The sequence below is a fragment of the Pseudomonas sp. PLB05 genome (assembly GCF_021106615.1).
Lineage (GTDB): Bacteria > Pseudomonadota > Gammaproteobacteria > Pseudomonadales > Pseudomonadaceae > Chryseomonas > Chryseomonas benzopyrenica.
On sequence record NZ_JAJOHO010000002.1, the window covers coordinates 953,045 to 968,498 of the forward strand.

The window sequence follows — 15,454 nt, forward strand, 5'->3', positions numbered from 1 at the left end:
ACCGCTAGACGCGCACCGCCTGGTACAGCGCCCGGATCAGATCCGACTGGGTGATGATGCCCACCAGGCGGCGCGAGCCGTCGATGATGGGGATGTGGCGGTGGCCGTTCTCGGAAAACACCGGTACCAGATCGATCAGCAAGCGGTCGGCGCTGGCCACCCGCACGGTACGGGTCATGATGCGGCCGACGCTGTGTTCGTCCTGGCGCGCCTTCGGCCGGACCAGGGAGCGCAGGCGCCAGCCGAGGCCCTCGTGCACGTCCAGGTCGATCTGCCGCATGAAATCGGCGACGGTGACGATGCCCAGCAGATAGCCCTGGCGATCCACCACCGGCAGCGCCTTGATGCGCCGGGCGCGCATCAGCGCCCAGGCTTCCTGCAGCGGCATCTCGGCACGGGCCGTCACCGGTTGCTGGCTCATGACGTCGGCGCAGCGCAATTCGCCCATCTTGCGCTGGTAGGCGCGCGCCTCCACCTGTTCGAGCAATTCGGCGAGGTCGTCGCGGCTGATGTCCAGCACCTGGTTGTAGCGCGCCAGCACGGCGTCCAGGTCGGCGCGCTGCAGGCGCGTTTCGCTGCTCGGCTCGGCCGGGCGTGGCACATGGGGCCAGGGGCGCCGGGTCAGGTTGTTGTAGAGCAGACCGGCGCTCACCAGCAGCAGCGAGTCCAGCGCCACCGGACTCCAGGCGTAGCTGAAATCCTGGGCGCCGATGAGCACCATCAGCAGCGCCGAGGCGCCGCCCGGAGGGTGCAGGCAGCGCAGGGTGAACATGGCGGCGATGGCCAGGGCGACCGCCACGGCAGCGGCCAGATTGGCTTCGGGAATCCACCGCGCGCAGGCGATGCCGATCAGCGCCGCCAGGGTATTGCCACCCACCACCGACCAGGGCTGCGCCAGGGGACTGGAGGGCAGGGCGAACACCAGCACGGCGCTGGCGCCCAGCGGCGCCACCAGGGCCAGTGCCAGGGCGCCGTGCTGATGCACCGGCTGGCCTTCCAGCCACCAGGCCGCCAGCAGCGCCGCGAGCAGGATGCCGAGGCCGGCGCCCAGGCTGGCGCGCAGTCGCTCGCGCCCGTCGATGGGTAGCGGCGCGGGCCAGAAGGCGCGCAGACCCTGGGCCAGGCGCGCGGAAAGGGAAGGCGAGGGGGACGGCGTAAGGGGTTCCTGGGACATGGGAAAGCAGCTGCTAGGCAGAACGAGGGCGCTGATGGTCCTCCCTGTACGCCGCCCTGGCAAGACCGAACCGGTCCCTGTGCCGCCTCTTCCAGGGGTCAGGCAGCGCTCCAGAGCGTCTGCCGCCCCAGGTGGATTTTCTACTGCGAGGGGCCGTCCGCCGTAGTAGGATTATCGGCTGGGTGTCGCCGCAGTCGCGCGGTAGGACAGGTTGAATCGAGCGCAGGTCGGGCCGCCGCGCAGGAGTCCTGCTGCCCATGTCATCCCTGCTATCCCCCACCAAGGCCCTGGCCTTCGTTCAGCGCTTCTGCGCCGCCGAGGCCGCCGGCGGCATCGTATTGATGGTCGCCGCGGCCATCGCCCTCATCGTCGCCAACTCGCCGTTGGCCGAGGGCTACTTCGCCAGCCTGCATTGGTACGTCGGCGGGCTCTCCGTCGGTCACTGGATCAACGACGGCCTGATGGCCCTCTTCTTTCTGCTGGTGGGCCTGGAGATCAAGCGCGAGATGGCGGTCGGCCAACTCGCCAGCTGGGGCGATCGCGCCCTGCCGGGCCTCGCGGCCCTGGGCGGCATGCTGGTGCCGGCGCTGCTCTATGCCCTGGTCAATCGCCACGATCCCCAGACCCTCTCGGGTTGGGCGATTCCCGCCGCCACCGACATCGCCTTCGCCCTCGGCGTTCTGTCGCTACTGGGGTCGCGGGTGCCGGTGTCGCTCAAGGTCTTCCTTTCGGCGCTGGCCATCCTCGACGACCTCGGCGCGGTGCTGATCATCGCCCTGTTCTATACCAGCGATCTCTCCGCCAGCATGCTGCTGGCCGCGGCAGGGCTGGTGGCGGTGCTGTTCGTGCTCAACCGCCTCAAGGTCACCGCCTTGCTGCCCTATCTGCTGGTCGGGGCGCTGCTGTGGTTCTGCATGCTGCGCTCGGGCATCCACGCGACCCTGGCCGGGGTGATCCTGGCGTTGTTCATTCCCCTGGGCGATAGCGCGGCCGACGACGCCTCGCCGCTGCTCCGGCTGGAATCCGTGCTGCACCCCTGGGTGGCCTTCCTCATCGTGCCCGTCTTCGGTTTCGCCAATGCCGGGGTCTCCCTGGCCGGCATTTCCCTTGGCGATCTGCTGGACCCGGTGCCGCTGGGCGTCGCCTTGGGGCTGTTTCTCGGCAAGCAGGTGGGAATCTCGCTGATGGCGCTGCTGGCCATCCGCAGTGGCCTGGCGCGGCTGCCGGAGGGCGCCAGCTGGCTGCAGCTCTACGGCGTGGCCCTGCTTTGCGGGATTGGCTTTACCATGAGCCTGTTCATTGGTGCCCTGGCCTTTCCGGGTGCGCCCTTCCTGGTCGACGAGGTCAAGATCGGGGTGCTGCTGGGCTCGCTGCTGTCAGCCCTGGCCGGCATCGCCGTGCTGCTGGTCGCCGCCCGTCGTCGTTGAGAGGAGTTCGAGATGCCCTATGCGCTGTTCGCGGTGATGTTCGGCGGTGCCCTGGGAAGCGCCTGCCGCTGGTGGGTCGGTCTGCGTTTGAATGCACTGTTCCCGCTGTTGCCCATGGGCACCCTGCTGGTGAACCTGGTCGGCGGCTTCGTTATCGGTCTGGCGCTGGGGCTGTTCGCTCGCTATCCGGGGCTGGACGTGCAATGGAAACTGCTTCTGGTGACCGGCTTCTGCGGCGGCTTCACCACCTTCTCGACCTTTTCCGCCGAGGTGGTGACGCTGCTGCAGAGCGGTCGCCTGGGCTGGGCGGCGCTCACCATCACCGCCCATGTGCTGGGATCGTTGCTGCTGACCCTGGCCGGGTTCGCCCTGGCCGGTCGCCTCGGCTGAGTCGACCGGCCGTTGCCCGTCAGGCGGGAGCCACCGGGGCGGTGGGGGCCTGGCGCCGCGGCTTGAGTCTCAGTGCCGGCGCCTCGATTAGGTGCCAGGACAGCACCGCAAGGCCCAGGGTCAGGACGTAGCTCACCACCAGGAAACCGGGCAGCGAGAAGCTGTCGGGAAACCAGTGCATGAGCAGCTGCTGGACCGGGAAGTTGAACAGGTAGAGGCCGTAGGAGTAGTCGCCGAAACGGCCGAAGCCGTGCAGCACCGGTACCTGTACCTGGGCCAGGTAGATGATCACATAGGCCAGCGACACCAGGTGGATCACCGGCAGCACGTGCCAGACGATGGCTGCCAGCGATAGCAGACAGAGCGCCAGGGCCAGGTCCAGTCGCCAGGGGATGCGCGGCCCGGCCAGTTGCAGCAGGGCACCGGCGAAAAAGAACATGCCCAGACTGAACACCTTGTGCAGCACGAAGCTGGCGATGCCCATCTGCGGCAGCAGCAGGAAGTTGCCCACCACCAGCACCACCAGGGTGGCCATGACCACCGAGCGGGTCAGCAGCCCCAGCACCCCGATGATCAGCAGCGACAGGTACATGAAGACCTCGTAGGGCAGGGTCCAGTAGCTGCCGTTCACCGTGTCGGGAAAGGGATTGCCGGTGAAGACGCCGGGCAGTTCGAAGCGCGTCATCAAGAGGATGTTCTTGAAGAAGCCCAGGGTCTGGCGATCGCTGAAGTAGGCGCTCGTTTCGCGACTGGTGGCGAGCCAGCCCACCACCAGCACCGAGAAGAGCACCGAAACGATCAAGGCTGGAAAGATCCGCAGGGCGCGCTTGGCGAGAAAATCCAGCGGATTGCGGCTGCGCTGGAAGGACGCCGTGATCAGGAAGCCGCTGATCACGAAGAACACATAGACGGCGATGTTGGCCGCGTCGGTGAAACCGGTGAAGTTGAGGATCGGCTCGGCGCCGATGTGACCCGAGAGCCAGAAGCCGTGGCCGATCACCACGGTGGAGGCCGCGGCGAATCTCAGGAAATCGAAGTTGTTGCGTCCCTGGGGGACGTGGGCGGTGGTCATGTCTGCTCCTCGCAGCCGTGGCCCATGCCGCGGCCGCCGCCCGGGAGCGGACTCCAGGCGGACGGCGACGCACACGGCATCGGCGGGAACGCCCGTCAGCGCGACGGACGCAGGCAAAGGCCGCTGCCGGCTATACCGGCAACGAAAGGGCGACAGCCGACGCGATCAGCGAGATCGGCCAGCCGGCGAGGGCAGGGGCTATGGGGGGCTGAGCGGCGCGAAAGCGGGCGTCATGCGCCAGGACTCCGGGAGAGCGGTACCGCGAGAGGCGACGGGGACGACGAGACGCGCGCAGGCGAACGGGGTCTGGGGCCTCCCGGCCGCCCCTTGCGCTGCGCGCGCCTCGTGCATCAGGCGCTGGCCTGCAGCGGCTGGTCGTGCGCTTCTTGCGGTTGTTCCAGGGCGAAGGGCTCCTGAGCGAAGTAGAGGGCGGCGCTCTGGCGGGCGTGGTCGCCGAATTCCTGTGGGTGGCGCATGACGATCCGTTCGAAGGCGCCCGGCTCCAGGCCGTCTTCATAGAAGCCGTTGTGGCACTGCAGGATGCCCGAGGCGCAAACGCTGCGCTCGACGGCGGCGATCAGGCCGCCGGCTCTGAGACTCTTGACGATGTTGTGCGGCAGCCGCTGGCGGCGTCTCAGACTGGCGGCGGTGTCGCTGAGGGTATCGAGGATCTCGGTCTCGGCCGGCGACAGCTTGCGTACGTCCAGCTTGGACTTCTGCACCAGGTAGCGACGGGAGAGCAGGCGGGCCTGGTCGTTGAGCGCCTTGAGCACCGTGCCGCTGAGTTCACCACGGGTGAACAAACCGGTTTCCAGGGCGATCAGGTAGGACCAATCGTTGATGAGCGGAATCTTGCTGATGTCACGTTCCATGTGAATGCCTGCGTCCATATAAGTTGGCTAATTGAGGATATGAAGCCTCAATGGTTCCAGATCGCCAGTATAAGGTGACGAGTGGCATAGAATTTGACGGTCCTGACAAGAATCGTCGGTTTTTTGTCGAAGTGGGTCACGCCTTGAGGATGCAACCTCAACGCTGCGCTTAGGGTCACTAGCTGGAGTCCTGGCGCGAGTCGGGTAACCCTCCGTAACCTCAGGTGATGAGATGAGTGACCCTGTAGCCGCTTCGACCCCCGCCGATCTGCAGTGCGACGTCGCCGTGATCGGCGCTGGAACCGCGGGCCTCGCCGCCGAGCGCGCCGCCCGGCGCCAGGGCGCCAGCACCCTGTTGATCGATGACCACTGGGCCGGTACCACCTGTGCCTCGGTGGGCTGCATGCCTTCCAAGCTGCTGATCGTCGCCGGCGAGGCCCATCACGCCGTCCAGCGCGCCGGCCTCTTTGGCATCGAGGTGGGCAACGTGGGCGTCGATGGCGCAGCCGTCATGGCGCGGGTACGACGTGAGCGCGATCATTTCGTCGCCGCAACCAAACAGGGTTTTGAGAAATTACCCGAGGGTGTCGCCCAGCACGCCACCGCCCGCTTCGTGGCGCCGGATCGACTGCAGCTCAGTAATGGTAAGACTGTTAAGGCCCGTAGCGTGATCATCGCCACCGGCTCCTATCCCCTGGTCCCCGAACCTTTCGACGCGCTCGGCGACCGGGCCCTGACCAACGAGACGCTCTTCGAGCTGCCCGATCTGCCACGTTCCCTGGCGGTGATCGGCACCGGTCCGGTGGGCCTGGAGCTGGCCCAGGCCATGGGCCGGCTCGGGGTGGCCGTCACCCTGTTCGGCCAGGACGACGGCCTGGGCGCGCTCAAGGACGCCGAGGTCAAGGCCGAGCTGCACCGGATCCTGGCGCAGGACCTGACCCTGTACCTGAATGTCGAGGTGGATGCCCGCCGTGAAGGCGCGGGCGTGCGGCTGTCCTGGTCCGGTGCCGCGACCGGCGAGGGCGACTTCGATTATGTGCTGGTGGCCGCCGGCCGTCCGCCGCGGCTGAAGGGCCTGGGCCTGGAAATCACCGGCATCGAGCTGGACGACCACGGCACGCCGGTCTACGACCCCAAGACGCTGCAGTGCGGGTCCTCGTCGATCTTCATCGCTGGCGATGCCGACCATGACCGGCCGATCCTCCATGAAGCCTCCGACGAGGGCGCCATCGCCGGGCTCAATGCCGCCTGCTATCCCGAGGTACGGCCCACACCGAGATCGCCGCTGTTTTCGCTGATCTTCACCGATCCGCCGGTGGCCGTATTGGGCAGTCCGCCCGATGAGGACAGCCTGATCGGCACCTCCTCCTACCACGACCAGGGCCGCGCCCGGGTCGAGGCGCGCAATCAGGGCATCGCCCGCTTCTATGCCGAGCCAGGCACCGGCAAGCTCACCGGCGCCGCCATGGTCGGGCCGGGCATGGACCATATCGGTCACCTGCTGGTGCTGGCGCTGATCCATGGCGAGACCGCCAGTTCGCTGCTCGACATGCCCTTCTATCACCCCACCCTCGAAGAGGGCCTCAAGAGCGGCCTGCGCGAGATCTGCCAGGCGGCCCACAGCAGCCTGCGCGGCGATCGTGACCAGGGTTCGCCGTCCGGGGCTTGAGGTGAGGGGGGGTGGGCTTCGACGATAGGGCCGTCTCAACCCAACCTACGGGTGCAGCACCGTAGGTTGGCGCTGAGCGCAGCGAAGCCCAACGGTACGTTCTGCCCCATTCGGCCACATAAAAAAGCCCCGCCGGGATCACCCGCGGGGCTTTCGCTCTCTCAACCAGCCATCAGGCCTTGAAGCGCCTCACCAGTCCATCCAGCTCGCCCGACAGCTGCGACAGGCGCGAGGAGTCGCGGGTGGTGGATTGGGCCAGGCCTTCCACCTGCTGGGCGTCGTCCTGGATCTGGGCGATGTGGCGGTTGATGTCTTCGGCCACCTGGTGCTGCTCCTCGGCTGCCGCGGCGATCTGCAGCGCCTGATCGCGGATCTCGTCCACCGACTGGCGGATGCCTTCGAAACTGCCACGCGCCTCGCTGATGGAGGCCACGCTGGTCTGCGACAGCTCCAGGCTGGTCTCGATCTGGCGGGTGACCTCCTGGGTCTTGCGCGCCAGGTTGCCGAGCAGGCCGTCGATCTCGCCGGTGGAATCGGCGGTGCGCTTGGCCAGGGCGCGAACCTCGTCGGCCACCACCGCGAAGCCACGACCTTGTTCACCGGCACGGGCCGCTTCGATGGCGGCGTTGAGCGCCAGCAGGTTGGTCTGTTCGGCGATGCCGCGGATGGTGTCGAGGATGGTGTTGATGTTGTGACTGTCCTGCTCCAGCACCGCCATGGCCTGGGCCGACTCGGCCAGGCTGCCGCTGAGGCGATTGACGTTGCCGGTGGCCTTCTCGATCTGGCCGTAGCCTTCCTGCACCCGGTGGTGACCGGCGTCGGCGGAGGCCGCGGCGTGGCTGCAGGAACGCGCCACTTCATTGGAGGTGGCGACCATCTCGTTGAAGGCGGTGGAGACCATTTCCACGGCTTCGCGCTGGCGCCCGGCCACCTCGTTCATGCTGGCGGCGGCCTGGGTGGTGGTCTGCGACGCCTGCTGCAGGTCGGTGGAGGCCTGGCCGATACGCTGCACCAACTGGCGGATGCTGGCGAGGAACTGGTTGAACCAGCCGGCCAGGGCGGCGGTTTCATCCTTGCCCTGGATATTGAGGCTCTTGGTCAGATCGCCTTCGCCCTGTGCGATGGATTCGAGACCCGCGGAGACGCCGCGAATCGGCCGCACGATCATGCCGGCAAAGGCCGCACCGAGCACGGCGAATAGCAGCGCCAGCACGGCGGTGATGCCGGCGATCTGCCAGGTCAGGGCGGTGGCCTTGCCCATCACCTCGTTACGCTCGATCAGGCCGATGAATTTCCAGCCGAGGTCCTTGGCGGGGTACACGTTGACCATGTAGTCGGTGCCATTGAGATTGACCTCGCCCAGGCCGCTCTGGATGCCGCTGAGCCTCTGGTAGGCGTCGCCCAGCTCCTTGAGCTGCTTGAAGTTGTGCTTGGGATCATGGGGGTCGACCAGCACGTTGCCATTGTCTTCCACCAGCATCAGGTAGCCGCTCTGGCCGACGGTGATGCTCTTGACCAGGTCGGTGAGCTGCTTCAGCGAGATGTCCAGGCCGACCACGCCGCGGACCTTGCCGGAGGCGTCTTCCATGGTCCGGACGATGCCCATCAGGGCCACATCGTCCTGGGCCCAGTAGTAGGCCGGGGTGCGGACCACCTTTCCCGGATTGGCCATGGCGGTCTGGTACCAGGGGCGCACGCGCGGATCGTAGTTGGCCAGCTTGGCGTCGTCCGGCCAGCTGATGTAGCCGCCATCGGCCAGACCGACCGACAGGTAGGCGGTGGTGGGATGGGTCTTGGCGAAGCGGGTGAAATAGCTCAGCGCCTGCTGGCCGGTTTCGGTCTGGGGAATCTGCGCGGCATCCGCGCTGCTGTAGTTCTTCAGGCCTTCCAGAGCGATGACGTTCGGCTCCTTGGTCAGGAAGTCGACGTTCTGCTGAATGCCGGAAAAGAACTGCTGGATATTTCGATCGATCTGGCGAATTTCACGCCCGCTGCCGTCGAGGAAGTCGCCGGTAGCCTGGCTGCGAACGTTCATGATGACCACGCCTGCCACCAGGACGACCGGAAGGCAGGCGGTTACCGCGAAAAGCGACGTGAGTTTTTGTTTGATGTTCATCCAATGCCCCGGTCGCGCGCTGCGCGAAGAGTGACGGCAACATGCCTTCCCTCTGCATCGGCTCGGATAAGTCCGACTTGATACGGAATGAAAAATTATTCCATTTGGTCCGCAGCAGGCCGGAAAATCGCCGATCGGTCAGCTAACGACCCGCTATAACTCTTTCTTCAGATGGCGTTCGATTTCTTCCAGCGACTTGCCGCGAGTCTCCGGCAGGCAGAAATAGACGAACAAAAGCGACCCCAGGTTGATCGCGGCGAAGCCATAGAAGGTGTAGTTGCCGATCCACTCCAGCGCGACCGGAAAGCTGAAGGCCACGGTGGCGTTGCACAGCCACTGCACGGCCACCGCCACCCCGGTCAGCAGACCGCGGACCTGGTTGGGAAACAGCTCGGACATCAGCAGCCAGTACACCGGGGCGATGCACATCTGCATGAACAGCAGGAACACCAGGATGCAGGCCAGCGCCAGGTAGCTCTGGGTGAGGTTCTGCGGTAGCCACAGCAACACGCTGCCCAGCGCCAGTTGCGCCAGCACCACGATCACCAGGCCGACCAGCAGCAGGGTGCGGCGGCCGGCGCGGCCGATGGCCCAGATGCCCAGCAGGGTGGCGATCACCGAGACCACACCATTGCCGATGGTGGCGGTGAGGGCCGCGCTGGTGCCCATGCCGGTGCTCTTGAGGATGATCGGGGTGTAGTACATGAAGGCGTTGACCCCGGTGAACTGGGCGACGAAGCCCAGGCCGATGCCCAGCAAGAGCAACTTGACCACCCAGCCCTGGCTGAGCAGTTCGCGCAAGGGCGGCCGATGTTTGGCCTGCTCCTCGCTCTCGCGCATCTCCTTGACCTCGCGCGCCACCTCCTCGGGGGTGTCGCGCAGGCGTTCCAGCACGGCTTCGGCTTCTTCGATGCGGCCCTTGGCCGCCAGCCAGCGCGGCGAAGTGGGCAGCAGGAAGGTGCCGGCGAACAGCAGGATGCCCGGCACCATGGCGATGGCCAGCATGTAGCGCCAGATGCCGTTGTCGTGCACCAGCCAGGCGAGCAGCGCGCTGAGCACATAGGCCAGCAGCTGACCGCTGACGATCATCAGCTCGTTGCGGCTCACCAGCCGGCCACGCCGTTTGGGTCCGGCGATCTCGGCGATGAACACCGGCACCGTGGCCGAACCGCCGCCCACCGCCAGGCCGAGCACGAAGCGCGCGACCACCATCAGCTCCACCGAGGGCGCCACCGCGGTACCCAGGGCACCGACGACGAAGAGGATCGACAGCAGGCGCAGGGTGGTGCGCCGGCCATGGCGGTCGGCGAGATAGCCCGCCGCCAGGGAGCCGAAGGCCGCGCCGACGATCAGGGCGGCGGTGACCAGGCCCTCGGTGTAGGCGTTGAGCCCCAGGCCACCCTGGTCGGCGGGCAGGGTCATGAAGGGCAGGGCGCCGGCGATGATGCCGGTGTCGTAACCAAAGGCCAGGGCGCCCATGGTGGCGACCAGCACGGTGATGAAGATCAGTCGCCGGGCCGAGGCCTTCTGGTCAGGGTCGGCGGCGGGAGCGGTAGAGCGGAAGGAAGACATAGGGAACGCGGGTATCCTGAAAACCTGAGGGGTAAGCGAGGTCGCACCGCCCCCGCGCCGCTGGCGACGGAAGGCGGTCGGTCCGACCTGGCTGGATAGGACAGGCGTCAGCCCCAGGATTTCCCGCCCAGGGCGCAAACCCTGGTCAGGGGTGCTCGCGACGGTCCTGCAACAGGCCCTGGATGCGCTCGCTGAGCACCTCGATGGCGAAGGGCTTCTGCAGCAGCTGCATGCCCTGGCCGAGGAAGCGCTGCACGTCCATGGCCTCTTCGGCGTAGCCGGTCACCAGCAGCACGGCGATGCCGGGGCGCTGGCGACGGATCTCTTCCACCAGCTCGCGGCCGTTCAGCCCCGGCAGGCCCACGTCGGAGACCACCAGGTCCAGTTGCGGCTCGCGCTCCAGCAGCGCCAGGGCGGTGGGCGCATCCTCGGCTTGGAGGGCGGTATAGCCCAGGTCCTTGAGCACCTCGACGATCAGCAGGCGCACCCCGGGTTCGTCTTCCACCACCAGCACCCGCTCGCCGCGACCTGGTTGCAGCGCCACTTCCTCCGGCACGTCTTCGCTGGCGACGCCCTGATGGCGCGGGAACAGCAGGCTGACCCGGGTGCCGCGGCCTTCCTCGCTGTGGAGGTCGATGTAGCCACCGCTCTGCTTGATGAAGCCATAGACCATCGACAGGCCCAGCCCCGTGCCCTTGCCCTGCGGCTTGGTGGTGAAGAAGGGCTCGAAGACCCGTTCCAGCACGGCGGCCGGGATGCCGCTGCCGGTATCCTCTACCGCCAGCTCGACATAGTCGCCGCTCAGGCGCTCGGGCAGCATCAGCAATCGGGGATCGCGCAGGTTGCGCGTGGTGATCATCAGTTGACCGCCCTGGGTCATGGCGTCCCGGGCATTGATGCAGAGATTGAGCAGGGCGTTTTCCAGCTGGTTGGCATCGCTGCAGGTGGGCCAGGTGGCGGCATCGAGTTGCAGCTGCAGGCGGATGTTCTCGTTGAGGGTGCGCTGGATCAGGGTCTCCATGCCGGTGACCAGCCGATTCACGTCCACCGGCTGCAGATCCAGCGCCTGGCGCCGACCGAAGCTGAGCAGGCGCTGGGTGAGAGCGGCGGCCCGCTGTGCCGAGGCGATTGCGATACCAATGTAGCGCTCGGCGCGGGGCTGCTCGCCGTTCAAATGGCGCTGCAGCAATTCCAGCGAGCCGGTGATCGCCGTGAGCAGGTTGTTGAAGTCGTGGGCGATGCCGCCGGTGAGCTGGCCGATGGCTTCCATCTTCTGGCTCTGGCGCAGGGCGTCCCGCGCCTGTTCCAGCTCCAGCGCCCGTTCGCGCTCGACGGTGACGTCACGGGCCACGCAATAGAGCAGGCCGCCCTCGGGCACGGCGGTCCAGGACAGGGTGCGGTAGCTGTCGCTGCGAGTGCGAAAGCGATTCTCGAAATTGAAGCTGGCGGCGCCGGCCGCCAGCTGGGCGATCTCCTGGCGGGTGCGCTGGCGATCCTCGGGATGCTCCAGCCATTCCGAGGTCTTGCCGATGATCTCGTCCACCGTCCAGCCCAGGGTACGGGTCCAGGCCGGGTTGATGCTGACCCAGATGCCACGGCTGTCGGCGATGCCGATGAGGTCGTGGCTGTAGGCCCAGAGCTGGTCACGCTCGCGGGTACGTTCGCGGACGCGGATTTCCAGCACCTCGTTGGCCTGGCGCAGGGCGTCGGCGGTCTCGCGCCTGAGTCGTGCCAGGCGCATGGCGCCTTCCACCCGGGCGATCAGCTCGCGGGCGCTGAAGGGTTTGACCAGATAGTCGTCGGCGCCCGCGGCGATGCCTTCGATGGAGGCCTCTTCGCCGGCCCGTGCCGACAGCAGGATGATGGGCACCTGGCCGGTGCCCTCGTCGCTGCGCAGGGCGCGCAACACGCCGAAGCCGTCCAGCACCGGCATCATGACGTCGGACAGCACCAGCGCCGGCAGTTGCCGCTGCACCGCCTCGACCGCGGCGCGGCCGTCGGCCACGGCTTCCACCTGGTAGCCGGACTCCTTGAGCAACCGTTCGACATAGCCACGCATGTCGGCGTTGTCGTCGGCCAGGACGATGCGCTCGCCGCGCCCCTGGCCGCCCCCGACCTGTTCGTCGCGCGTCACGGGGGCGCTGGGGAGCGGCTCGTCCGGCAGCCAGCGCAGGGCCTCGGCGACAAAGGTGTCGGCGCGGGTGGCCGTGGACACCTGGGTCGCGCTGACCCGATTGGCCTCGGGCAGATGGGCGTGGCCGAACGGCAGCCACACCTCGAAGGTGGTGCCCACGCCGATCTGGCTGGAGACCCGCACCTCGCCGCCATGCAGCTCGGTGAGGTCCTTGACCAGCGCCAGGCCGATGCCGGTGCCCTCGTGGGTCCGGCCGATCTGGCCTTCGATGCGGTGGAAGCGGTCGAACACCTTGCCCAGTTCGCTCTGCGGGATGCCGACGCCGCTGTCGGCGACCGCCAGTACGGCACAGCCATCCTGGCGCCGCAGGCTGACCCGCACCTCGCCCGCCAGGGTGTACTTGAAGGCGTTGGAGACCAGATTCAGGACGATCTTTTCCCAGAGGTCGCGATCCACCCAGACCGGTTCGTCGAGGGGGCCGCAGTCGATGCCGAAGGCCAGGCCGGCGCGGGCCATGGCCGAGCGAAAGCTGCTGGCGAGTTCCGCGGTATAGAGCGCCAGGTCCAGGGGCGCGAAGCTCGCGCGCATCCGGCCGGCTTCCATGCGCGAAAAGTCCAGCAGCGAATTCACCAGGCGCAGCAGGCGCTGGCCGTTGCGCTGGATGAGTTCCAGCTCCTGGCGACCGACCCGGGGTTCGCCCGCGGTGCGATCCGGGCGTGCCAGCATGTCTTCCAGGGGGCCGAGCATCAGTGTCAGCGGCGTACGGAATTCATGGCTGGCGTTGGAAAAGAACGCTGTCTTGGCGCGGTCCAGTTCGGCCAGCTGCTCGGCGCGGCGGCGTTCTTCCTCGTAGCGCTGGGCATTGGCGATGGCGGTACCCAGGTGCCCGGCGGCGCGGACGAAGAGATTCCGGTAGTCGGCATCCACCCGCCGTCGTGGACTGATGCCCGCGACCAGATAGCCATGGGGCTCCTCGCCCGGCGGGCCGGGGATGGGCACCACCAGGGCCTCTTCCAGCGGCTCCGGCCAGGGCGTGCCGATCAGGCGGCCCCCCAGGCGTTCGGCCAGCCCGCCGATCAGCGCCGGCGCCTGGCGGGCCGCGGCAAAGGACCAGGGCAGGGCGTCGCTGTCCGCCGTGACCTCCAGCGGCGCGAGGGGATCGTCCTCGGCCAGCCCGGCCAGGGCCACGCGCCTCAGGGCGCCGGTGGCGGCGTCACGCAGATAGGCCAGGCAGAAGGGCGCTTCCTCCGGCACCTCATGCAGGCAGCGCACCCCTTCGCGACAGGCGTCCACCGCCGCGCGGGTCGCCGAGGTGGCCTCGGAGACGTTGCGCAGCAATCGCTCGCGCCGTTCCGTCAGCACCCGGTAGGTGGTCTCGGTCACCGCGGTGAAGATGCCCTCCACCGCGCCGGTCTCGCCGCGCACCGGGCTGTAGCTGTAGTAGAAGTAGCACTCCTCCACGTAGCCGAATCTGTTCAGCGGCAGCAACTGGTCTTCCGACCAGGTCGCCTCGCCGGTGGCCATCACGTGATCGAACATCGGTCCGATGATGTCCCAGATCTCCGCCCAGACCTCCCAGCCGGCGCGCCCGAGCGCCCAGGGATGCTTGCGCCCCGGCACCGGACTCCAGGCGTCGTTGTAGATCAGGGCGCGGGTCTCGCCCCAGTAGAGCACGATGGGGAAGCGCGAGCCGAGGCAGATGCTGACCGCCGAACGCAGGGCGGTCGACCAGGTCTCCAGGGGGCCGAAGGGCGTCTGGGACCAGTCCTTCTGGCGCATCAGCGCGGCCATTTCACCGGGGACGTCGAGAAAGGCCAGCGGCGAGGGAAGGTTGGACAAGAGAGCTCCTGCGGGGCGAGTAAAGAGGGCCTGGGACGTACCGCCGTCGGCAGCGACAGCGACCGGCAGGAGGGGCCGCCGCAACGGGCAGCGAGCGACCTTGCCGTGGGCGATGACGCCGCGACGCGGACCCGATTTAAGCGTGTTGATTGCTCAGACTATTACAAGCGGACCGGCTTGGCGAATGACGCGGGCGGCAAAGCGCCGGCCCATACCGGGACGCCGCCGGGCGAAGGGCGCGTCAACTGCCCAGCCGCTCCACCAGGAAATCCACGAATACCCGCACCCGCGCCGGCATGGTGGCGCCGCCGACGAACACCGCATGGATCGGCTCCAGATCGCCCGGATTCCAGGCCTCCAGCAGCGGCACCAGGGCGCCGCTGCGCAGGTCGTCGGCCACGCTGAATTCACCGATGCGGGCGATGCCGGCGCCTTCCCGGGCCAGCAGGGCCAGGGCCTCGCCGCTGTTGCACTCGATGTTGCCGCTGATCTTCAGGGCGAAGGCCTGGCCGTCGCGGACGAAGGGCCAGTCGGGTAGGGCGCGGCGAAAGTTGAATCTCAGGCAGTTGTGGTCGAGCAGGTCCTCCGGCACCTGAGGCGTGCCGTGGCGGGCGAGGTAGGCGGGCGAGGCCACCACCACCTGCCCGGTGACGCCGATGGGGCGGGCACTCAGGGGGCTGTCGGCCAGATGACCGAAGCGGATCGCCACATCGGCCTGGCCGGCAAGGATGTCCACCACCTCGTCACCCAGCGCCAGGTCCACGACGATATCCGGATAGCGCGCGCTGAAGGCCGCCACCAGCGGCACCAGGGTCATGCGGCCATGACCGAGGGCGGCGCTGACCCTCAGTCGCCCTCTGGGCACGCCCTGGTCGGCGATGGCGTCTTCCACCTCGGCCAGGTCCGCCAGGATGCGCCGTGCCGCGCGCAGATAGGCCGCGCCCTCGGCCGTGAGGGTGATGGCCCGGGTGGTGCGCAACAGCAGCCGCGTGCCGAGGCGCTGTTCGGTGCGGGCGATGGAGCGACTCACCGCCGAAGGCGTCAGGCGCAGGGCTCTGGCCGCTGCCGAGAGGCTGCCAGCCTCGACCACCTGGGCGAACACCGCCATCTCGCCCGAGCGACCAGTCAGATCCACTTGTGACCCCAGAGCAAAGGTGCATGCCAAAACCGCCGTCTACCGGCACTTGAA

General features: G+C 67.7%; 10 protein-coding genes and 1 pseudogene. 3 read left to right on the forward strand and 8 right to left on the reverse strand.

Annotation, left to right across the window (positions count from 1 at the left end; genetic code table 11):
- Window positions 1-4: 4 nt before the first annotated feature.
- Window positions 5-1,174, reverse strand: coding sequence for an HPP family protein (locus LRS53_RS11075; RefSeq protein WP_064308456.1), 1,170 nt, complete (start codon window positions 1,172-1,174; stop codon window positions 5-7).
- A gap of 257 nt (window positions 1,175-1,431) precedes the next feature.
- Between LRS53_RS11075 and nhaA the strand changes: the two genes are divergently transcribed.
- Window positions 1,432-2,601: a Na+/H+ antiporter NhaA gene (nhaA, locus tag LRS53_RS11080; RefSeq protein WP_231355906.1), complete on the forward strand. Its 1,170-nt coding sequence runs from the start codon at window positions 1,432-1,434 to the stop codon at window positions 2,599-2,601.
- Between the two features lie 12 nt (window positions 2,602-2,613).
- Window positions 2,614-2,991 carry a fluoride efflux transporter CrcB gene (gene crcB / locus LRS53_RS11085; RefSeq protein ID WP_017638665.1) on the forward strand — a complete coding sequence of 126 codons (378 nt, stop codon included), beginning with the start codon at window positions 2,614-2,616 and terminating at the stop codon, window positions 2,989-2,991.
- Window positions 2,992-3,010: 19 nt separating this feature from the next.
- Here the strand turns inward: crcB and LRS53_RS11090 are convergent, their stop codons facing one another.
- Both LRS53_RS11090 and LRS53_RS11095 read right to left on the reverse strand, forming a co-directional pair.
- On the reverse strand, window positions 3,011-4,063 hold the full coding sequence (locus tag LRS53_RS11090; protein WP_231355907.1) for an acyltransferase family protein: 1,053 nt from the start codon (window positions 4,061-4,063) through the stop codon (window positions 3,011-3,013).
- Between the two features lie 350 nt (window positions 4,064-4,413).
- Window positions 4,414-4,935 (reverse strand): hypothetical protein, encoded by a 522-nt coding sequence (locus tag LRS53_RS11095; RefSeq protein WP_064308453.1) that lies wholly within the window; start codon window positions 4,933-4,935, stop codon window positions 4,414-4,416.
- Between the two features lie 232 nt (window positions 4,936-5,167).
- Here LRS53_RS11095 and LRS53_RS11100 point away from each other — a divergent pair, with 232 nt between their 5' ends.
- A complete protein-coding gene (locus tag LRS53_RS11100) occupies window positions 5,168-6,604 on the forward strand; it encodes a dihydrolipoyl dehydrogenase (RefSeq protein WP_231355908.1) in 1,437 nt (478 codons plus the stop codon).
- A 172-nt stretch (window positions 6,605-6,776) separates the two neighbouring features.
- On the opposite strand, the gene LRS53_RS23900 is transcribed toward LRS53_RS11100, so the two are convergent.
- From LRS53_RS23900 to LRS53_RS11120, 5 genes and pseudogenes are all read right to left on the reverse strand, one after another.
- On the reverse strand, window positions 6,777-7,544 hold the full coding sequence (locus LRS53_RS23900; RefSeq protein WP_371099765.1) for a methyl-accepting chemotaxis protein: 768 nt from the start codon (window positions 7,542-7,544) through the stop codon (window positions 6,777-6,779).
- Window positions 7,545-7,631: 87 nt separating this feature from the next.
- Window positions 7,632-8,720: pseudogene (locus LRS53_RS23905) on the reverse strand (cache domain-containing protein); the annotation flags it as partial.
- 153 nt (window positions 8,721-8,873) lie between these two features.
- Entirely contained in the window at window positions 8,874-10,292 is a 1,419-nt protein-coding gene (locus LRS53_RS11110) for a sugar porter family MFS transporter (RefSeq protein ID WP_231355910.1), read from the reverse strand.
- Between the two features lie 145 nt (window positions 10,293-10,437).
- Entirely contained in the window at window positions 10,438-14,265 is a 3,828-nt protein-coding gene (locus tag LRS53_RS11115; protein ID WP_231355911.1) for an ATP-binding response regulator, read from the reverse strand.
- Between the two features lie 241 nt (window positions 14,266-14,506).
- Window positions 14,507-15,400 (reverse strand): LysR family transcriptional regulator, encoded by an 894-nt coding sequence (locus tag LRS53_RS11120; protein WP_231355912.1) that lies wholly within the window; start codon window positions 15,398-15,400, stop codon window positions 14,507-14,509.
- Between the last annotated feature and the right edge of the window lie 54 nt (window positions 15,401-15,454).